This window comes from Erwinia sp. GW821-FHT03D09 (assembly GCF_059420805.1).
The window spans coordinates 117,127-137,568 of the sequence record NZ_JBWKUK010000009.1 but is presented as its reverse complement, the minus strand read 5'-3'; the positions used below and the strand labels follow the sequence as shown (position 1 = coordinate 137,568).

Annotated in this window: 15 protein-coding genes and 1 pseudogene; 10 read left to right on the top strand and 6 right to left on the bottom strand. The window is 55.6% G+C overall.

Features of this window, described 5'->3' with window-relative positions:
• The first annotated feature begins 205 nt into the window (after positions 1–205).
• Entirely contained in the window at positions 206–973 is a 768-nt protein-coding gene (locus AC07U6_RS10995) for a hypothetical protein (protein ID WP_494761932.1), read from the top strand.
• A gap of 166 nt (positions 974–1,139) precedes the next feature.
• Positions 1,140–1,721 (top strand): annotated as a pseudogene (locus AC07U6_RS10990) (ATP-binding cassette domain-containing protein); the annotation flags it as partial.
• Positions 1,722–1,893: 172 nt separating this feature from the next.
• Here the strand turns inward: AC07U6_RS10990 and AC07U6_RS10985 are convergent.
• The 3 genes from AC07U6_RS10985 to AC07U6_RS10975 form a co-directional block, all read right to left on the bottom strand.
• Positions 1,894–2,055: an RcnB family protein gene (locus AC07U6_RS10985; protein WP_494764797.1), complete on the bottom strand. Its 162-nt coding sequence runs from the start codon at positions 2,053–2,055 to the stop codon at positions 1,894–1,896.
• Between the two features lie 112 nt (positions 2,056–2,167).
• A complete protein-coding gene (locus AC07U6_RS10980; protein ID WP_494761933.1) occupies positions 2,168–3,307 on the bottom strand; it encodes an iron-containing alcohol dehydrogenase in 1,140 nt (379 codons plus the stop codon).
• 22 nt (positions 3,308–3,329) lie between these two features.
• The gene (locus AC07U6_RS10975) at positions 3,330–3,650 is read right to left on the bottom strand and encodes a hypothetical protein (RefSeq protein WP_494764451.1); all 321 of its coding nucleotides are present in this window, start codon (positions 3,648–3,650) and stop codon (positions 3,330–3,332) included.
• Positions 3,651–4,176: 526 nt separating this feature from the next.
• On the opposite strand from AC07U6_RS10975, the gene AC07U6_RS10970 reads away from it, so the two are divergent.
• The 5 genes from AC07U6_RS10970 to AC07U6_RS10950 all read left to right on the top strand — a co-directional run bounded on the left by AC07U6_RS10970 (position 4,177) and on the right by AC07U6_RS10950 (position 12,747).
• Positions 4,177–5,220, top strand: coding sequence for an extracellular solute-binding protein (locus AC07U6_RS10970; RefSeq protein ID WP_494761934.1), 1,044 nt, complete (start codon positions 4,177–4,179; stop codon positions 5,218–5,220).
• Positions 5,204–6,889, top strand: coding sequence for an ABC transporter permease (locus AC07U6_RS10965; RefSeq protein WP_494761935.1), 1,686 nt, complete (start codon positions 5,204–5,206; stop codon positions 6,887–6,889). The genes AC07U6_RS10970 and AC07U6_RS10965 overlap by 17 nt, the downstream gene beginning before the upstream one ends.
• Positions 6,890–6,899: 10 nt before the next feature.
• Positions 6,900–7,610, top strand: coding sequence for an ABC transporter ATP-binding protein (locus AC07U6_RS10960; RefSeq protein WP_494761936.1), 711 nt, complete (start codon positions 6,900–6,902; stop codon positions 7,608–7,610).
• A gap of 437 nt (positions 7,611–8,047) precedes the next feature.
• Positions 8,048–10,195, top strand: coding sequence for a TonB-dependent receptor PqqU (gene pqqU, locus AC07U6_RS10955; protein ID WP_494761937.1), 2,148 nt, complete (start codon positions 8,048–8,050; stop codon positions 10,193–10,195).
• Between the two features lie 167 nt (positions 10,196–10,362).
• Positions 10,363–12,747, top strand: a complete 2,385-nt coding sequence (locus tag AC07U6_RS10950) for a glucose/quinate/shikimate family membrane-bound PQQ-dependent dehydrogenase (protein ID WP_494761938.1) — start codon at positions 10,363–10,365, stop codon at positions 12,745–12,747.
• A gap of 1,120 nt (positions 12,748–13,867) precedes the next feature.
• Here the strand turns inward: AC07U6_RS10950 and AC07U6_RS10945 are convergent.
• The 3 genes from AC07U6_RS10945 to AC07U6_RS10935 all read right to left on the bottom strand — a co-directional run bounded on the left by AC07U6_RS10945 (position 13,868) and on the right by AC07U6_RS10935 (position 16,151).
• Positions 13,868–14,437: a pyridoxamine 5-phosphate oxidase gene (locus AC07U6_RS10945; RefSeq protein WP_494761939.1), complete on the bottom strand. Its 570-nt coding sequence runs from the start codon at positions 14,435–14,437 to the stop codon at positions 13,868–13,870.
• 87 nt (positions 14,438–14,524) lie between these two features.
• A complete protein-coding gene (locus AC07U6_RS10940) occupies positions 14,525–15,511 on the bottom strand; it encodes a LacI family DNA-binding transcriptional regulator (protein WP_494764452.1) in 987 nt (328 codons plus the stop codon).
• 109 nt (positions 15,512–15,620) lie between these two features.
• Positions 15,621–16,151 (bottom strand): D-lyxose/D-mannose family sugar isomerase, encoded by a 531-nt coding sequence (locus AC07U6_RS10935; RefSeq protein ID WP_494761940.1) that lies wholly within the window; start codon positions 16,149–16,151, stop codon positions 15,621–15,623.
• Positions 16,152–16,373: 222 nt separating this feature from the next.
• Here AC07U6_RS10935 and AC07U6_RS10930 point away from each other — a divergent pair, with 222 nt between their 5' ends.
• From AC07U6_RS10930 to AC07U6_RS10920, 3 genes are read left to right on the top strand one after another with little or no spacing between them, the layout of a single operon-like run.
• Positions 16,374–17,408, top strand: a complete 1,035-nt coding sequence (locus AC07U6_RS10930) for an NAD(P)-dependent alcohol dehydrogenase (RefSeq protein ID WP_494761941.1) — start codon at positions 16,374–16,376, stop codon at positions 17,406–17,408.
• A gap of 3 nt (positions 17,409–17,411) precedes the next feature.
• Positions 17,412–18,926 carry a xylulokinase gene (xylB, locus tag AC07U6_RS10925; RefSeq protein ID WP_494761942.1) on the top strand — a complete coding sequence of 505 codons (1,515 nt, stop codon included), beginning with the start codon at positions 17,412–17,414 and terminating at the stop codon, positions 18,924–18,926.
• Entirely contained in the window at positions 18,923–20,428 is a 1,506-nt protein-coding gene (locus AC07U6_RS10920) for a sugar ABC transporter ATP-binding protein (protein ID WP_494761943.1), read from the top strand. The genes xylB and AC07U6_RS10920 overlap by 4 nt, the downstream gene beginning before the upstream one ends.
• The last annotated feature ends 14 nt before the right edge of the window (positions 20,429–20,442 follow it).

The window sequence follows — 20,442 nt, the reverse complement described above, 5'->3', positions numbered from 1 at the left end:
TTTACTTCCCTGTCACATCTAATATACCAATCCGTTACCGAGTCATCTTATGCATATTTTTCAACAGGATGACTTGCATATCGTTACAACTCAATTTCCCGAGACAGCCCGCAGAAAATCGCCCTTTGGCATGTTGCCAGCCGGTATTTGCTTACCTTACGATCCCCGCAGATGAAATTATCATCAACCGGAAAAGGGACATGACATGGTTGAGCGCGTGGTTAAGCTGGAAAAAAACACCGATACACTGCGGCAGGATATGACCGCGGTGAAAGAGGACGTGACGGTTATTAAGGCGGATGTCAGCACGCTAAAAAGCGATGTGAACGTGCTGAAGGCGGATGCAAAAGAGTTAAAGACGGAGGTGACGGGCCTAAAGACGAATGTGGCCGTGCTGCAAACGGATATGACGGGTCTGAAGAAAGATGTTGGCGTGCTGCAGGCGGATATGACCGGATTAAAGACGGATGTCGCCGTGCTGCAGACGGACATGACGGGTCTGAAGAAAGATGTTGGTGTGCTGCAGGCGGATATGACCGGATTAAAAACGGATGTGGCTGTGCTGCAGACTGATATGCAAGTACTGAAGCAAGATGTTGGTGCGTTGCAGACTGATATGCAAGTACTGAAGCAAGATGTTGGTGCGTTGCAGACGGACATGACGGGGCTGAAGAAAGATGTGGCCGTGCTGCAAACGGATGTGACGGGTCTGAAGAAAGACGTTGGCGTGCTGCAGGCGGATGTCACCCTGCTGCAGACGGATATGGCGGAGCTAAAATCGGATGTGGCGGTGATTAAATCTAACTACACCACCAAAGCGGATCTGCTGAACCTGGAAAACAAGTTTGATATTAAATTTGAGGGCTTGCGCACGGAGCTTCACCGTTCGCTGGCACTGCAAACTAAGTGGGTTGTTGCCTCGCAGGTGGGCGTACTTGGTTTTGGGTTGGGTCTGGCGAAACTTCTGTTTTAACAAGCGTGGCGGATACGGCCTGAGATCCGCTTTGAGCGCATTTAAGACTTAACTTTCCCGGACTTGAGCATATAGACGTCTGGATATATAGCCATCAGCTTATGTAGCATGCTGTCATTCGAAATTCGTTAACGGGAACAACCGAATGTCGCAGCAGGTAAAAATTCTGGACGGGGGCATGGGGCGTGAGCTGACCGGGCTTTCCGAACGCCAGCTGCGCGGCGTGCGCGGTGCGAAAATTGCCTACGTGGCGCAGTCAGCCAGCGCGGCGTTTAATCCGGCGAAAAAGATCGGTGAGCAGGTGATCGAGACGGCTATTCGTCACCGGATACTGAATCGTCAGCAGGCGATAGTGCGGGCGATTGAGATTTTCAGTCAGCTACAGCTACCGCAGCCGCAGAACTTTTTCCATCGCTATCCGTACCAGGTCTCGGGCGGACAGCTGCAGCGCGCGATGATTACCATGGCGATCTGTGCCGGTCCTGAGCTGATCATTTTTGATGAGCCGACCACCGTGCTGGATGTGACCACTCAGTTAGAAGTGCTGAAGGCGATCCGCGAAGTGATCCGCGAAGTGATTCGCCTGACCGGAGTGGCTGCGTTGTATATCAGCCACGACCTGGCGGTGGTGGCTCATATCAGCCAGCGCATTATGGTGCTGCGGCACGGTAAGGTGGTGCGCCAGGGGCGGCTGGATCAGGTGTTCAACGCGCCGCTGGACGAGTACACCGCCCGGCTGCTGCGGGCGGTGCCTGAAATGCGCGTGGGCTGGCTGGAAGAAGCTGGGGCGGTGGCATAACTCTGCTACCCGGAATTAGCCGAAAAGAGCGACAGCAGTCGTTCAGGCCGTGATGCCCCGGAAGCGGGTGTGATTTGCGGTTGACATATTCACACCCCATTCCCGGCACAGCCTCTGGTCGTTACTGGTGGGCAATCACCGAAGCAATCACGCCAGTAGCGATAGCAATCAGCACGTAGTTGCCGTTAACGTTCATCCAGCGATGACCTGACGGCGGTGCTTTCAGTCCGTGTTTTTTCCAGTCGTTGACCTGATAGCCTGCGCCGCGATACTGCTGCGGCAGCGGGCGTCCTTTGCGGAAGTCAGGCTGCTGGTGCTCAGGTTTATTGCCGTGTGCCTGCCGTTCTTCCTTACTGTTATCAGGAGAGCAGGCAGGTATTCAGCGGCTCTGTGAATTACCCGACGCGATAAGCCTGTTCCAGCATGCTGCGCTGCTGTTCGCGGCTGTAGCCGACCAGCGAGTTTTTACTGTTGGATCGCGCGAGGACCCAGTCAACCTCATCCGGAGAGAGGGGCTGAAGATCCTGCCAGAAGGCCAGCCCGGCATTCGCCATTAGCCACTGCTTTAGCCGTTCTGCGGGTTGTTCGCTGGTCTGCCGGAATAGCGCGAAGTTAAGCTCCTGCATCAATACCGTCTGCTGCGGATGCGGGCTTTCATCCAGCAACGTGAGGAACGGCAGCAGCAGACGGCCGCAGATCTCACCGTGGTGGTAATCCTTGATGGCACCCAGCTCTCCGGCGATGCCGTGGATCACCCCCAGCCCCGCCATGCTCAGACTCTGGCCGCCAAGCCATGAAGCCAGCATCATCTGCTCACGCGCACTGTCTCCCGGTGAACCGCTTGCTGTTAACTGCGGCCAGCCGCGAACGAAGGCCTGCATGCCGCTGATGGCGGTCTGACGGGTGAAGGCATTGCCCTTTGACGACAGATACGCCTCGAACAGGTGGGTGAAAGCATCCACCGCGCAGCAGACCAGCACGTTATCCGGCGCGCCGCGCAGCAGGTCGGGATCGAGAATGGCCACCTGCGGAACAAATTCAGGATGGCGCAGCGAGGCTTTAACCTTAATCTCGGTTTTATCGGTAATTACCGCATTCTGTGTGACTTCGCTGCCGGTTCCTGCAGTGGTCGGCACAGCGATCAGCGGCAGGGTTGCGCCGCTTACCGCCGTATCGCCGACTTTCTCCAGATAGCGCAGCGTATTCAGCGGATGCTGGCTCAGTGCCGCCACCGCTTTAGCCGCATCCAGCACGCTGCCGCCGCCAATGGCGACGACGCGCTGGATTTTTCCACGCCAGCGCGCCACCCAGCTGTCGATCTCACTGGGGGAGGCTTCGTGCGGCACGATTTCAATCCCGGCCAGCAGCGGTTGCATCTGAGGCTCCAGGTTTTTCCACGCTTCGCTACGCAGCAACGAACTGCCGCAGAATAGCAGGGTCGGTAAGGGGTGGGCTGTCAGCAGGCGCGGAAGCTGTTGCAGGCTGCCGCTGCCGAAGAAGGTCTGACGATTAGCGATCAGTTGGCTGGTATTCATAAACGGGCTGTGGCCTTTAGGGTTACAGCTGACCGGGTGTCGGACAGCTGAAGGTAATTATCTGATTTTGCGGCGAATTGATAATACTGAACTGTCTATCGGAAATACGCTGCGCCAGCCAGCCGTCGCGCGTGACGGCGGAAGGAATGTACAGTTCGCGATTGGTGGACTGGAGCGCCCCACTGTCCAGTGTCAAGCCGGGCAGGGTAACGGAAAATGAAGTGAAGCGATCAACAATATTCGCCTGCACATTCCCCAGCGGCTGGCCTTCAAGGGTCTGGCGCTGACCGTTGCACTCAACGCCTTTGTAGTCAGACGAGCAGGCCGAGAGCAACAGGATCATGCCGCTAATCAAATATTTGGACAGAGCAAAGACAGAAGGTGGTGGTTGCAATTCGGCACTTCCTTGATTCAGTCTGTAGACAGTTTACCGTGATAAGGTGGAGATTAATCGATCACCGAATAAATCGCTTTAGCCTGGAAAGCGCAAGGCCTGTCCCGCATCACTTTTAACCATTTTCATAAAACGATAACGATACAAAATGATTGAGTATTACTCAAGCAGACGCATTTTCTGTTTTTACAGCAGAAGTAAACTCAAATTAAAATCTAATTTGTTATTTTGTGTAAATTATCAGAATTTTTTGTAAATCATGTTTGTAAGTGTTAGTGATTATCATTAAGTTTAACTACATCAATCTGCAGGTACGTTGATTCCGTTCGCTTAGCCGGGTGACTTCCGGGATTGGGCTTACAGGTTCTTCTTGTGTTACTTCCTCCTGCAACTTGGATTAGTTCGGCATAACGCGTTTATTTGTTTGTTATTTTTCATGGTCACCTCACTGTACCTCGTAATGGAATAATAAATAATGACTAATTTAAGAACACCTCGTAATGGGATCCTGTTTTCAATCGCGTCCACTTTTCTATTGCCTGTCAGCTTTTCGGCCTCGGCACAGCAGGATGCACTGACTCTCTATACAACCCGTGAACCTGGATTAATTCAGCCATTGCTCGATAGCTGGACAAGCAGCAGTGGGGTAAAGGTCAATACTGTTTTCATTAAGGATGGCTTGCTGGAACGCGTTAAGGCTGAAGGGGAAAACTCCCCGGCGGACCTGTTAATGACCGTTGATGCTGGCAATCTGGTCGATCTGGTTGAGGCGGGTGTGACTCAGCCAGTAAGCTCATCAACACTGAATTCCGCTATTCCAGCTAATTTACGCGGCGAGGACAACCAGTGGTTCGCACTGTCACTGCGTGCCCGAGTTCTATATGCGGACAAATCGTTACCGATTGATAACTGGCACTACGAGCAGCTCTCTAATCCGCAATATAAAGGTAAGGTTTGCCTGCGATCGGGACAGCATCCCTATAATATCGCCCTGATAGCAGCGATGATTGCTCATCACGGTGAAGCCAAAACTGAAACGTGGCTGCGTGGTGTGAAAGATAATCTGGCCCGTAAGGCAACCGGCGGAGATCGCGATGTGGCGCGTGATATCCTGGGAGGTATCTGTGATATCGGCCTGGCAAACTCCTACTATGTTGGCCATATGAAAAATGCCAAAGAGGGGAGTGATGCACGTAAATGGGGAGATGCGATTAAAGTCGTTAAGCCAACCTTTGAACAGGGTGGGACCCATGTGAATATCACCGGTGCAGCGGTGGCGCGTAATGCACCGAATAAAGAAGCGGCAGTGAAACTGATGGAGTATCTGGTTTCTGCACCAGCGCAGCAGCTTTACGCAAAAGCCAACTTTGAATATCCGGTACTGAAAGGCGTTGCTCTGGACCCCGTCATCAGTGAAATTATTGGTGAAATCAACGTGGATACCTTGCCGCTTACCGAAATCGTGAAACACCGTAAACAGGCGAGCCTGCTGGTAGATAAAGTTGGATTCGACCAGTAAGTCTTCCCGAATGGTATTATATGGCCTGGTTTCCAGGCCACTGTCTTTCCTGACACCGCTTCAGAGCGTGGTCGTGGTGATTGTTCTTGGTGTACTGGCACCGCTGATTGCGCTGTGTTGGCAAGCATTTCAAACTGACCTGGCCCACTGGCAGCATCTCTTTCAGTTTGTGCTCCCTGGCGCACTAACCAATACGCTGCTTTTGTTAGCCGGCGTTGCGCTAATGGTAACGATTATTGGTGTTGGCTGCGCCTGGGTGGTCACCGCCTGCCGTTTTCCCGGTAGCGAAATACTGAACTGGGCACTGTTATTGCCTCTGGCGATGCCGACCTATATCGTTGCTTTTGCCTGGCTGGATCTGTTGCATCCTATTGGCCCTCTACAAAGTGCTATCCGCTGGCTGCTGGGATATGACAGCCCGCGCCAGTTCCGACTGCCCGATCTTCGTTCTATCTGGGGAGCTATTCTGCTATTGGGGATGGTGCTTTATCCCTATGTTTATCTGACAACGCGGGCCATGTTTATCAGCCAGCCCATCCATTTGCTGGAAGCGGCCCGAACACTGGGCTGTACGGCAACAGGGGCGTTTTTCCGGGTTGCGCTACCGATGGCGCGTCCGGCGCTGGTAGTGGGATTAAGCCTGGCACTTCTGGAAACACTGAATGATATTGGCGCATCGGAGTTCCTTGGTGTTCAGACGTTAACGGTTACCGTATACACCACCTGGATTACACGATCCGATTTATCTTCCGCCGCACAAATCGCCTGCCTGATGCTGGTGTTTATTTTCTGTCTGCTGACGATGGAGTTTTATGGACGCCGCAGGCAGGGCTACAGCAGTCGCAATCTGCGCTTGCAAAAACCCACGGTGATAGGTGGCTGGCGCGGCATGGCACTGAGCGGACTGGTTGCGCTGCCAGTCATATTGGGGTTTGTCGCACCGGTACTGTTTCTGCTTGGCGAAAGCATAAAACGGCTGGGGGACGGTAATCCGTTCTCCCCCTTACTATTATCCGCGTTGCAGAATACGCTGGTGCTGGCAGTCGGTGTGACCCTGGTCGTGATGGGTGTCAGTTTGCTGGTGGCCTGGAGTGCGCGGCATATCGCCGTTGGTAATCCATTTCATAATGTACGCCGGGGCGTGATGCGGCTTGCTTCCCTTGGTTATGTTGTACCGGGAACCATTCTGGCTATTGGCTTTATGCCACCGGCAATGGCAGCAGATAAATGGCTGGCAGAACTGATGGATGTTCGCGGTTTGCCGCTGATGTCAGCCGGAGTATTGTTGGTGATCTGTTGCGCTATTCGCTTTCAGACGATCGCTATCGGAGCCATTGATTCTGGCTTGAGCCGGATCTCTCCATCGCTTGAGCAGGCTTCCCGTTTGTTGGGGGAAAGCAGTACCGGCACTTTTGTTCGGGTGCACTTACCCTTGCTACGTCCGGTACTCGCCAGTAGTGCGTTACTGGTATTTGTCGATGTGATGAAAGAGTTGCCCACCACACTATTGCTACGCCCTGTTAATTTCGAAACCCTGGCGACATTGCTTTACTCTGAAGCGGCGCGAGGAACATATGAAGAGGGAGCAATTGCGGCGCTGCTAATCGTATTGGTAGGAACGTTACCCGTGATCCTGTTGATGCGTCATTCACCGCAGCAGGATGATTAAAGGACTGGATATGTCAGAAATCGCGTTACATTTAAAGAATGTTTGCGTTAGCTATGGCAACCGTTTTCATCCGGTGTTGCAGGGGTTTTCACTTGTCGTTCATCGTGGTGAGCTTGTCTGCCTGTTGGGGGCATCTGGCTGCGGTAAAACCACGGTGCTGCGTACAGTCGCTGGATTTGAGCGTTTAGCAAGCGGTGAAATTTATATCGGCCAACAGCGAGTGGCCGGGGAAGGAATACATACACCGCCTGAAAAACGCCTGGTGGGCATGGTTTTTCAGGAGTATGCCTTATTTCCTCATCTGACGGCTGAGGAAAATATTGCATTTGGCCTTCGCCGTATGCCACGAGAAGAACAGCACAAAAGAGTGAAAGAACTATTACAGTTAGTAGAACTGCAAGGACGCGAAAAATACTATCCACACGAATTATCTGGCGGACAGCAGCAGCGTATTGCGTTGGCAAGAGCGCTGGCGCCGCGGCCTGAAATTCTGTTACTCGATGAACCTTTTTCCAGCCTTGATCCGCAAACACGTGAGCGTCTTGGGAAAGATGTTCGCGATATTCTCCGTGCCGCAGGTCAAACGGCGTTGCTGGTTACTCATAATGAAGATGAGGCCGCAATGATGACTAGTCACATAGGATATGTAAATAACGGCGAGTTTAACCGTCTGACCGACCAGGGCTCTATACCCGACGCAGTACCGAATCTCGGCAAATAGCTAGCCACACACATTGTGCTGTGTCATCTCCGTACGCGGTTATCTCCCCCTGCTTTACCAGGCGAATCCCTCCAAATTTCTTACATCCAGACGAACTAATTGTGTAATTTTGTTAACAAGAGTTTGCTGGTTAGCGGATGGGTGCTACAATTATTTGTGACTTTAATCACATTAATGCGGTTTTTATTGGACGCTTCAGTATGATAATCCTGAGGGAATTGGGGAGTGCCAGGCATGGCTGACAGGCAAATCGTACAAGAAGATAGACACGTTGACGAGCCTGTTCTGCGATGACGGTATATCAGAGAGTCAGGGAAAGGCTGGTGCCTGCTTCGAAAATACCGGGATACTTGCATTAAGCGAACACCGTTCGCGGATGGGGTGGGGTGGTAGAGCAGGTCTTTTTTTGGTGCTTGCTAACTCATTAAGTCATCCCTGTGAATAAAAATAAAATCTCTGCATTGCTGCTGACGGCGATATTTTTCATCGTTCCCACCGAGGGCAGTTTTGCGCAAACCGCTGCGACTACCGATCAGGGGCAGAATCCTACCCTGATGGTTATCAAACACCGTAGCGGCCTGTCCGAACTGGACACTCCCGCCGCCGTCAGCGTAGTGGAGGGCGACGATCTGCGCCACAGCGTGGCGCAGGTGAACCTGTCTGAAAGCCTGGGTAGCGTGCCGGGTCTGCAAATTCAAAACCGCCAGAACTACGCTCAGGATCTGCAATTGTCAGTACGTGGCTTTGGTAGCCGCTCGATGTACGGCGTACGCGGCGTGCGTATCTACGTTGACGGTATTCCCGCGACGATGCCAGACGGCCAGGGCCAGACCTCGAATATCGATATCAACTCCGTTGGCAAAATTGAAGTGCTGCGCGGCCCGTATTCCGCGCTCTATGGCAACGCCTCCGGCGGCGTGGTAAACATTGATACTACCAGCGGCAGCCAGCCCACCACGCTGGAAGCGGGGACTTACTTCGGCAGCTACGGCACCTGGCGCAACAGCGTGAAGGCCAGCGGTGCGACCGGCGACGGCACTCAGGCAGGTGACGTTAACTACACCATTTCCGGCTCCCGCTTTACCACCCATGGATTCCGCGACCACAGCGGTACGCAGAAGAGCCTCGGCAACGGTAAACTCGGCGTGCGGCTGGACGACGTCAGCACCCTGACGCTGATGTTTAACAGCGTGTCGGTGGATGCCAACGATCCCGGCGGCCTGAGCGAGGCCGAATACAAAGCCAACCCGAAGCAGTCGCCGCGCGGCGATCGGTACAATACGCGCAAGAGCCTTGACCAGACGCAGATTGGCCTGCGCTACCAGCGCCAGATGAGTGATAACGACGAGCTGACGTTGACCACGTGGCACGGCGAGCGCCACACCACGCAGTATCAGTCCATCCCCTACGCAACGCAGCAGAACGCGGCCTATCCGGGCGGCGTGATCGTGCTGGAGCGTAAGTACCAGGGGATTGATACCCGCTGGAAGCATGATGGCCAGCTGGGATCGATGCCGGTTTCGCTGATTGCCGGACTGGATTATGAAACCATGACCGAACGCCGCCAGGGCTTCCAGAACTACAACCTGGTGAATAACGTGCCGCAGTTCGGTGAGAAAGGGGATCAGCGCCGCAACGAGAAGAACACCATGTGGAATCTCGACCCCTATCTGCAAACCAGCTGGCAGCTCTCTTCCGCCTGGACGCTGGATGCCGGTCTGCGCTACAGCACGGTCAGTTTTGCTTCTACCGACTACTATATTACTCAGGGCAACGGTGATGACAGCGGCAGCGCGCGCTACCACAAGCTGCTGCCGATGGGCTCGATCAACTATGCGGTGACCGATGCGTGGAATCTTTATGCTTCCGCCGGTCGCGGTTTTGAAACGCCGACCATCAACGAGCTTTCCTATCGCTCAACGTCCGGCAGCGAAACCGGCCTGAATCTCGGCCTGAAACCGGCCACCAGCGATACCTTTGAAATTGGTAGCAAAACCCGCATCGGTTACGGTCTGCTGACCGCCGCGATCTTCCAGACCAACACCGACAACGAACTGGTGGTGGACAAGAGCCAGTACGGTCGTGCGGTGTATAAAAACGCCGGTGAAACCCGCCGCCGTGGCCTGGAGTTGGGCTTCGATCAGCAGTTCGCCCAGGACTGGCGGCTGAAAATGGCGTGGACGCTGCTGGATGCGACCTACCGTAACGAAACCTGTTCCGCCAGCGGCAGCTGTACCCCGGCGGGCAACCGTCTTCCGGGTATCGCCCGCAATATGGGCTACGCCTCGCTGGAGTATGCACCGGAAAGCGGCTGGCACGCCGGCGCGGATATTCGCTATTTAAGCAGTATTCAGGCCGATGACGCCAACGATGCTCAGGCACCGTCCTATACGGTGACCAGCCTGAGTACCGGCTATCGCTTTAACTGGAGCCGCTGGTCGCTGGACCTGTTCGGACGCGTGGACAACCTGTTCGATCGTCAGTACGTCGGTTCGGTGATTGTTAACGAAGGCAACGGTCGTTACTTTGAACCGGCTCCGGGACGCAACTGGGGCGGCGGCGCGACGCTGGCTTATCAGTTCTGATTTTTAACGCCGACAGTTTAACGGCAACGGATCCAAAACGGCCTGCTTACGCCACCGGCAGCGGCGGGCCAGAACACACCGGATGGATGGCTAAACAATAACCGGGTGTTTTTAAAGATTAGGCGTACGCTTAATCGGCGACTTTAAATATTGGTAAGGTTCAAATTATGCAAAGTAAAGCATCAAGGATACTGATCCTGTTGACGACGATATTTGCCGTACTCAGCGGCCTGTATCTGTTAATTGGCGGTATCTGGTTAGCTAAACTGGGCGGTTCGCTCTACTACATTATTGCCGGTGTAATTCAGCTGATCATCGCCTTTTTGCTGTTCCGCCGCCGTGGCGCAGCGCTACTGCTCTATGCACTGTTCCTGCTCGGCACTACCATCTGGTCGCTGTGGGAAGTGGGATCGGATTTCTGGGCGCTGACTCCGCGTCTGGATGTGACCTTCTTCTTCGGCCTGTGGCTGGTACTGCCGTTTATCTGGCGCGGCCTGGCCAGCGAAGGCGCCTTCCCGCGCACGGCGCTGGCCGGCGTGCTGGTGTTTGTGGTTATCGTACTGGCTTACTCGGTATTTAACGATCCGCAGGAAGTGAACGGTACCCTGAGCGCTGACCAGGTTGAACAGCCTGCGCCTTCTGCTGACGGCGTTGCTGCCGGTGACTGGCCTGCCTATGGCCGCACCCAGGGCGGTACCCGTTATTCTCCGCTGAAGCAGATTACCGATAAGAACGTCGGCGAGCTGCAGCAGGCGTGGGACTTCCAGACCGGCGATTTGAAAACCGCAACCGATCCGGGTGAAATCACCAACGAAGCTACGCCGATTAAAATCGGTAATGCGCTTTACCTGTGTACGGCACACCAGAAGCTGTTTGCGCTGGATGCCGCGACCGGTAAAGAGAAGTGGCGTTTTGATCCGAAAATGAAGACTGACCCGACGTTCCAGCACGTGACCTGTCGCGGCGTGTCTTACTATCAGACCCCGGAAGCCGCTGCGCTGCCGGCGGACGCCAGGCCTGCGCTGTGCGCACGCCGCATTTTGCTGCCGGTGAACGACGGTAACCTGTATGCGCTGGATGCCGAAACCGGTGAACTGTGTGCGGAATTTGGTGACAACGGCAAGCTGAACCTGCAGAGCAATATGCCGTTCAACAAGGTAGGCGGCTATGAGCCAACCTCACCGCCGATTGTGACACCGACCACCATCGTGATGGCGGGTGCAGTGACCGATAACTACTCCACCAAAGAGCCGTCCGGCGTTGTCCGTGGTTTTGACGTGAAGACCGGTAAGCTGCTGTGGGCCTTCGATACCGGCGCTAAAGATCCAAACCTGCTGCCGGAAGCGGATCAGCACTACACGCCTAACTCGCCGAACTCCTGGGCACCGGCCGCGTATGATTCTGCGCTGGACCTGGTGTATCTGCCGATTGGCGTATCTACCCCGGATATCTGGGGCGGTAACCGTACGCCAGAGATGGAGCGTTTTGCGACCGGCCTGCTGGCGCTGAATGCGACAACCGGTAAGCTGGCCTGGTTCTACCAGACCGTGCATCACGACCTGTGGGATATGGACGTTCCGGCTCAGCCAACGCTGGCGGACATTGATGATAAGAACGGTAACAAAGTGCCGGTTATCTATGTTCCGACCAAAACCGGTGACCTGTTCGTACTGGATCGCCGCAACGGTAAGCCGGTGGTTCCCGCTCCTGAGATGAAGGTACCGGGTGGCCCGGCGAAGGGCGATCGCCTTTCTCCTACCCAGCCATACTCTGAGCTGAGCTTCCGTCCTAAAGAGCATCTGGCCGGTAAAGATATGTGGGGTGCCACTATCTACGATCAGCTGATCTGCCGCGTGATGTTCCATCAGCTGCGTTATGAAGGCCCGTTCACCCCGCCATCCGAGCAGGGTACGCTGGTGTTCCCGGGTAACCTGGGGATGTTCGAATGGGGCGGTATCTCTGTGGATACTGACCGTCAGGTCGCCGTGGCTAACCCAATGGCGCTGCCGTTCGTTTCCCGTCTGGTACCGCGTGGTCCGGGTAATCCAATGGAGCCGGATGAGAACGATAAGGGCGGCACCGGTAGCGAGTCGGGTATTCAGCCACAGTACGGTGTGCCGTACGGCGTGACGCTGAATCCGTTCCTGTCTCCGCTGGGCTTCCCGTGCAAGCAGCCTTCATGGGGCTACATTTCAGCGATTGATCTGAAAACTAACGATATCGTGTGGAAAAAACGCATCGGTACGGTGCGCGACAGTTCACCAATTCCGCTGCCGTTTAAAATGGGTATGCCAATGCTGGGCGGCCCGGTTTCTACTGCCGGTAACGTGTTCTTCATTGCGGCTACCGCTGATAACTATCTGCGTGCGTTTAACGTGTCTAACGGCGAGCAGCTGTGGCAGGCGCGTCTGCCGGCAGGTGGTCAGGCAACGCCGATGACGTATGAAGTGAACGGTAAGCAGTACGTGGTGATTGTGGCCGGTGGTCACGGTTCATTCGGTACGAAGATGGGCGATCATGTGATTGCTTATGCTTTGCCGGACGGTAAGTAAGCGTTTAATTCGGGGCGGGCCTGCGGGTCCGCTACTGAGATAGCGTTGAGGGCGGCCGTTTTTACGGCCGTCTTTTTTTTGTCTGTAGTTTGGGGAAATCGGTGCCGTTGTGACTGTGTTGACTGTGACTGCTGTGGCTACGCTGGCTGGTTGTGCCCCCGGTCGGGCGGTCCTCGCGCCGCGTTGCGGTGCCTTCACTTCGTTCGTCAGCCTACCGGACCAGCACAGACGCGCGTCCTGCGCGGCTGTGCCTTTCGCCCACGTCCATGTGGGCGAATCCTGGCTTTCCTCTCTGCGTTCAGCGCTGCGGATTGCCCGTCCGGGGGCACAACCAGCCTGCTTTCTGACTTCCGAGTTGCCTGAGGGATGAATCCAGGTTTTTCTCTACGTTCGGCGTTGCGGTTGAGCGCCAGGGGAAACTGGCAGTCAGCCTGTTATCGTTGTGACTGCGCAGACGGGTTACTGCCACGACGGGCGGTCCTCGCGCCACGCGCTGCGTGGTGCCCTCACTGCATTCGTCAGCCGGTCGGATCGGCTCAGACGGCACATCCGTGTGCCGACCGAGCCTTGCGCCCGCGTCCTGCGGGCTTATCCTGGCTTCCTCTCTCCGTTCAGCGCTGCGAATTGCCCGTCGTGGCAGCAACCCGTCATCGCCGTAACTCTGGTGTGGTCTTCAAGCGATACATCGCAGCCGGAACCGTTTACCAGGCAGCGATAACAGTGTAATGAAGGTGCACAGCCTCTGCCGGGGATACCGGACAATCCGCAGCGCTGAGGTGAAAGCAGCAGGCCAGGAGACGCCAACAGGGAAGTTGGCGTCAGGCTAAGTCGGGTCAGGGATGACACGTCTTAGCCGGTCCGACCGGCCGGAGGCTGTAACCGAAGGCATCACGCAGCGCGTGGCGCGAGGACCGTCCGGAAGCCCCGGCAGAGGCTGGGAACCGGACACCATTCCATCAGCGACAAAGCCGTTCTGTCCGGCCGGATGCTGTAACCGAAGGCATCACGCAGTGCGTGGCGCGAGGACCGTCCGGAAGCCCCGGCAGAGGCTGGGAACCCGGCACGGTTTAACCCGCGACTTAACAAACTACAGATTTCACTATCTTATTACCCGCGATACTCAACCGCCCGGCAGCGCCTTCAACTGCACGATCTGCTGCCGCCAGCGCGCAACCGCCGCTGCCTCATCCTTCAGGCTAAACGTTACCCCGCTGGTTACGGTTGCATAGGGCGCACGGTGAATCACCACCTGCTGTACCGCGGCATCAAAGACTGCCAGCTGAAGATCGGTAATCGCTTCTTCACGCTTTTGCGCCAGCGCCTGAATCTCAATCACCGCCCCGTCATCCACCAGTGCCAGCGTCATTTTACCGTCGCGGACCAGATTGGCGGTGGTGGTGGAGCCGGGCCAGATGGCGAAACGCAGCTGCTGCGGAGAAAGGGCGATAATTTCCCCCACGCTCAGCTGAGCCGCATATGGCCAGCCGTTACTGCCCACGCTGGAAAGGCGAATAGCCTGATGCAGGTGACTATCGGGCAGTGAACCATCAAGCAGGGTCAGTAGCATTTCAGGTAAAAAGGTGTCACTCATAAAAACTCCATGTGAAAATTTCAGCATCAGCATCAGCATCAGCATCAGCATCAGCATCAGCATCAGCATCAGCATCAGCATCAGCATCAACATCAGCATTCAAACCGCTGTTCAGCAAATCCAGCGGCCAGAACCGCTCTCAGCTACCGCCCACAAAGGTGCAGACGGCAGGAACACGAGGGTGCGTTATCCGGCCAGCATCTTCCCGCGCACAATCACCTTGCCCGGCTTGATATCGCTCTCGGTAGCACGGCGAATGGCCAGATTGATCACCTGCCAGGCCATCTCATGCAGATCGTGGGAAATACAGGGGAAATTGAAACCGTAAATCGCCGCATGGGAGACTTCATCAATGCTGAATAGCGAAACATCCTTCATCGGCTGAAGCTGATGATCGATACATGACTTAACGATCCCCAGTGAAATCTGGTTATTACAGCCCACGAAGAAATCCGGTGGCGGGTTGTTCTTCAGATAATCACTGGTGATGCTGGCGGCGATATCCATATAGAAATCGGCGTACAGCACCTCAAAACTGGCGACTTTTCCCGTCAGCGCGGCGCTCAGACCGGTTACGCGCTCGCGAGCGACGTTGGAATCCTCCGGACCGGAAACCACCACCACTCGCTGCGCTTTACGATCCAGCAAATAGCGCCCCGCCTGTAGACCACAATCCAGATTATCGATATACACCCCGCTGCATGAACTGATATCCAGCTCGCGATCCACCAGGATCACCGGGATGTTCAGGGTTTCCAGCTGCGCCATATAGGCAGGTTGATAGTTGCGATCCGACGAAATCACCGACAGCACAATCGCATCAACGTTATAGCCAATCAGTTTGTCGATGATGCGATTCTCATGCTCCTGCGACTCCCGGGAGTCGAAGATCAACGTATCGTAGCCCGCTTTTTCGGCCTCCAGCGTCATCAGGCGAGTTAAACCACCGAAGAACGGATTGCCCATATCGGGATTCACGATACCGATGGTTTTACTGTCGCGAGCCCGCAGGTTACGTGCCGCGGTGTTGACCACGTAGCCCATCTCTGCGGCGGTTTCCAACACTCGTTTCAGCGTTTCAGGATGCACCTTGTCCGGATGAGAGAAAGCACGCGACACGGTAATTTTACTGACGTTTGATTGTGCGGCAACGCTCGACAGCGTGGCCTTCATTTTCCGGCCTGGCGGCAATTTGTACTCCTGATTCTTTGAATATCATTTTGTACCATTACCGTATCATGACAGATCGCCAGACCTGAAGCGAGTCAATCCTTGCACGTGCTTATCCCAGGCGGTTTACCCGGGGATCGGTAAAGACATCCAGATCGTCGCGGCTTTCTGAAGAGAACTCTGATACCACCGCGCCGTGCTCCCCGGCCTGGAACCAGTGACGCGTGTTTGGGGAAATAGTGTACTGCTCACCCGGGCGCAGCAAAATGTAATTCTTTGCCGTATACCACTGTTCCGCACCTTCCGGCGGATGCCCGACGCCTGCCGAAGAGGGCAGACTTTCATCGTCAACAAACAGCCACACTTCACCCCAGCGGCAGCGGAAGGTTTCCTGTTTCCCCGGCGTGCCGCCGAACGGTGGATGTAAATGCTCAGGGCAGGTCTGATGTGGGAACAGCACCAGCTCCTTGGCGCAGTAGCGCGGTGTATTAATGTAGGTCAGCAGTTGCAGGCCGGATATCGGGTAGTCCGGCAGTCCGAAGGTGGCAATTTCAATCTGCTGCTGCTCGGCTTCGGTAAGCTGAATGGCAGCCTGTTGCAGATAGTGTCGGGTCTGTTCAATGGCCTGCTGACGCGTACTCATGATTTTCCTCCGGAGATAAAAACTGGTATCGGTAACATCGAAAAAACGATCCCGGGATCGCTTTTATTGTCTTTCACACGCCATTATCCGCCTCATAAAGATGTTTCAGTAATGAAAAAGCCAAAAATTTAACCGGAGTCACACATTTTTAACCCTGAATCCGATATTGTCGCTGTCATATTAATGTTATCGATACCATTTAGATATCACCGGGAGCCGAATATGAAAGCGTTAGTTCTTGCAGAAGCAGGCAAAATTGCCATTGAAGATCGTCAGTTTGATGAGCAGCTGGGCGACACTGACGTTGAGATCAAGATCCACTCCGTCGGCATCTGCGGCAGCGATGTTCACTATTACCAGCACGGACGTATCGGGCCATTCGTGGTGGAAGCGCCGATGGTGCTGGGCCACGAGGCTTCTGGCGTGGTGCTGGCGGTCGGTAAAGGCGTGAAGCATCTACAGCCGGGCGATCGTGTGTGCATGGAACCGGGCATTCCGGATATGCAGTCCGCGCAGTCACGTTCCGGGATCTATAACCTCGATCCGGCGGTGCGTTTTTGGGCCACGCCGCCGATCCACGGTTGCCTGCGCGAAACGGTGATCCACCCTGCAGCCTTTACCTTCAAGCTGCCGGACAACGTCAGCTTTGCCGAGGGCGCGATGGTCGAACCGCTGGCAATCGGTATGCATGCCGCCACTAAAGCGGCGATTAAGCCGGGCGATATCGCGCTGGTGATTGGTGCAGGTCCTATCGGGGTGGTGACCGCGCTGGCTGCGCTGGCCGGTGGCTGTTCAGACGTGATCATCTGCGACATGTTTGATGAAAAACTGCAGGTGGCGGCGAACTATGAAGGGCTGCATGCGGTAAATATTAAAAGCGGCGAGCTGGCTGCTACCGTGTCGCGCCTGACCAGCGGCAACGGCGTTGATGTGGTGTTTGAGTGTAGTGGTGCGAAGCCGGCCATTGCCGGGATCAGCGAACATATCGCTCCGGGCGGCACCGCGGTGCTGGTGGGCATGCCGATTGATGCCGCGCCAATGGATATTGTGGCGGCCCAGGCGAAAGAAGTCACCTTCAAGACCATTTTCCGCTACGCCAATATGTATCCGCGTACTCTGCGTCTGCTGAGCTCCGGCAAGCTGCGCGTTCAGCCGCTGATCTCGCAGACCTATAAGTTTGTTGATAGCGTCGCTGCATTCGAACGGGCGGCGGCGGGTAACCCTGACGACATCAAAATTATGCTGGAAATGGAGTAAGTCATGGCGCTGTATGCGGGCATTGACTGTGGTACCCAGGGTACCAAAGTGGTGATTGTTGATGACCAGAGCGGGACTCTCCTCGGTAGCGGTAGCGCGTCACATCAGCTGATCAGTGATTCATCCGGGCGGCGCGAGCAGCAGGCAGAATGGTGGATCGACGCGCTGATCGCCGCGTTTAAGCAGGCAACAGTGGCAGCGGGCGTGGACCCGCAGCAGATTGCTGCGCTGTCGGTTTCCGGCCAGCAGCACGGTTTCGTGGCGCTGGATGACGCCGGAGAGGTGCTGCACGCGGTCAAGCTGTGGTGCGATACCAGTACTGCGGAAGAAAATGCCTGGCTGCTGGAACAGCTCGGCGGCGAGCAGGGTTCGCTGGAGCAGCTTGGCCTGACGGTCGCGACCGGTTATACCGCCTCAAAAATCGTCTGGTTCAAACAGCAGCATCCTGAACTGTGGCAGCGGCTGGCAACGGTGCTGCTACCGCACGATTATCTGAACTTCTGGCTGACCGATGTGCGCTGTGCCGAGTATGGCGATGCTTCCGGCAGCGGACTGTTTGATATCCGTCAGCGCTGCTGGGACCGCCGCACGGTGGAACTGATCGACAACAGCGGCCGCTTGTGGAACGCACTGCCGCCGCTGATTTCAGCCGAACGGGCGGTGGGGACGGTGTGCGAGCGGGCGATAGAGGCGCTGGGCCTGCGTGCCGGCACGCTGGTGGCCAGCGGCGGGGGTGACAATATGATGGCGGCTATCGGTACGGGCAATATCCAGCCCGGGATACTGACCATGAGCCTTGGCACATCCGGTACGCTGTTTGCCTGTTCTGACAGCCCCGTGGTGGCGGATTCCGCAATGATCGCCGGATTCTGCTCCAGCACCAACGGCTGGCTGCCGCTGATTTGTACCATGAATGTGACTTCGGCGACGACCACAGTACAACATCTGCTGAATCAGGATCTGGCGTCGTTTAATCAGGCGCTGGAGCAGGCTGAACCGGGCGCAGGCGGTATGGTACTGCTGCCGTTCTTTAACGGGGAACGCGTACCGGAACTGCCGGCAGCTAAGGCCAGTCTGCACAATATGGACAGCGATAATCTGACGCCGGCCAACCTCTGCCTGGCGGTAGTGGAAGGGGCGACCTACGGACTGCGCTTCGGGCTGGATCTGTTCCGCCAGCAGGGCGTGGCGGTCAGCGAGATCCGTCTGACCGGCGGCGGAGCAAACAGCCCGCGCTGGCGGCAGATAGTCGCCGATGTGATGGCGTGCCCGGTGGTGTGCCTGCATGAGAAAGAGAGTGCGGCTCTGGGAGCGGCAATACAGGCTATCTGGTGCCATCAGCTGGCCAGCGGCAACAAGCGTTCACCGGCCACTCTGCTTGCCGATTTGTGCCAGCAGTTTGTACAGCTGGACGAAAGCAGCCGCGCGCAGCCGGATGCCGACCGCACGCGTCGCTATGCCAATCTCTATCAGCGCTATCTGCATTTACTGCATAAAGAGTATGAGGTGAGCTTATGAGTCAGTCAGCCGGAGGAGAGCAGTCAGCCTATCTGCTGGAGGTCAGCGGCGTAAAGAAGAGCTTCGGCCCGGTGGTAGCGCTGAAAAACGCCGAATTCTGCCTGCGGCGGGGATCGATCCACGCCCTGTGCGGCGGCAACGGCGCGGGGAAATCGACGTTTCTCAGCATTCTGATGGGATTTGTTCAACCCGACAGCGGCGATATCTTTATTAACGGCAAGCGCTGTGAGTTCTCCCATCCGAAAGAGGCGCTGGCGGCAGGTATTGTCATCGTCCAGCAGGAATTGAGCACCATTGCCGATTTAACGGTGGCGGAGAATATCTGGCTGGGGCGCGAGCCGCGCCGTTTTGGTTTCGTCGATTTTCGCCGCATGAACCAGCAAACCGCTGAGCTGCTGGCGGATCTGCACTTTACCCTGTCGCCGACCGAGAAGATGCGCAATCTCAGCGTGGCGGAACAGCAGCTGGTGGAGATTGCCAAAGCGCTGTCCCACGCCAACGCCGATATTATCATTATGGATGAACCGACTTCGGCGATTGGCGAGGAGGATGTGCAGAAGATTTTCCAGGTGATCACCCGGCTGGCGCAGAAGGGCAAGGGGATTATCTATGTTTCGCACCGGCTGGCGGAAATTTTCCAGATCGCCGACAGCTACACCATCTTCCGGGACGGGAGCTATATCCACGAAGGTCTGCTGAGTGATATCACCCGCGAGCAGCTGATTGAACATATTATCGGCGGCGAGTTTGAAAATGAGTTCGCTAAATTCAACCGGCCCGGCGACGAAGTGATGATGCAGGTGAATAACCTGAGCTGGGGCAGGAAGGTGCGGGATATCAGCCTGACGCTGAAGCGCGGAGAAATTCTCGGTATTTACGGCCTGGTTGGTTCAGGGCGCAGCGAGTTTCTCGATCTGATTTTTGGTATTAATCATGCCGATAGCGGTACGGTGCAACTGGGCGGGAAAACCCTGGCGCGCCATTCGCCAAAGGAGTCGATCGCCAGCGGAATTGCCTATGTGACGGAAGATCGTAAAGAGACCGGTTTAGTGCTGTGTCGGTCTGTGAATGAAAACATCAATATCGCCTCGTTCCAGGATATCAGTCGGGGAGGATTTATCAGCGACCGTCGCGAGCAGCAGCGCACGCGCGAGATGATCCAGCGTTTTAACGTCAAAACGCCGAACGGGGATCAGCTGGTAGGCAACCTGAGCGGCGGCAATCAGCAGAAGGTGGTACTCGGGCGCTGGGCGCTGGTCGATCCACAGGTGATGCTGCTGGATGAGCCAACGCGCGGCATTGATGTTGGCGCGAAAAAAGAGATTTACCGTTTTATGTCGGAATTCGCGCTCAAGGATCGCGGCATTATTATGGTTTCCTCCGAGCTGTCGGAAATTATCGGCATGAGCGACCGTATCCTGGTATTTAAAGATGGTGCGCTGGCCGGGGAATTATCGGCTGACAATGTTACCCAGGCAGAATTAATGAAGCTGGCGGTGTAAATCCGCTTTAACTA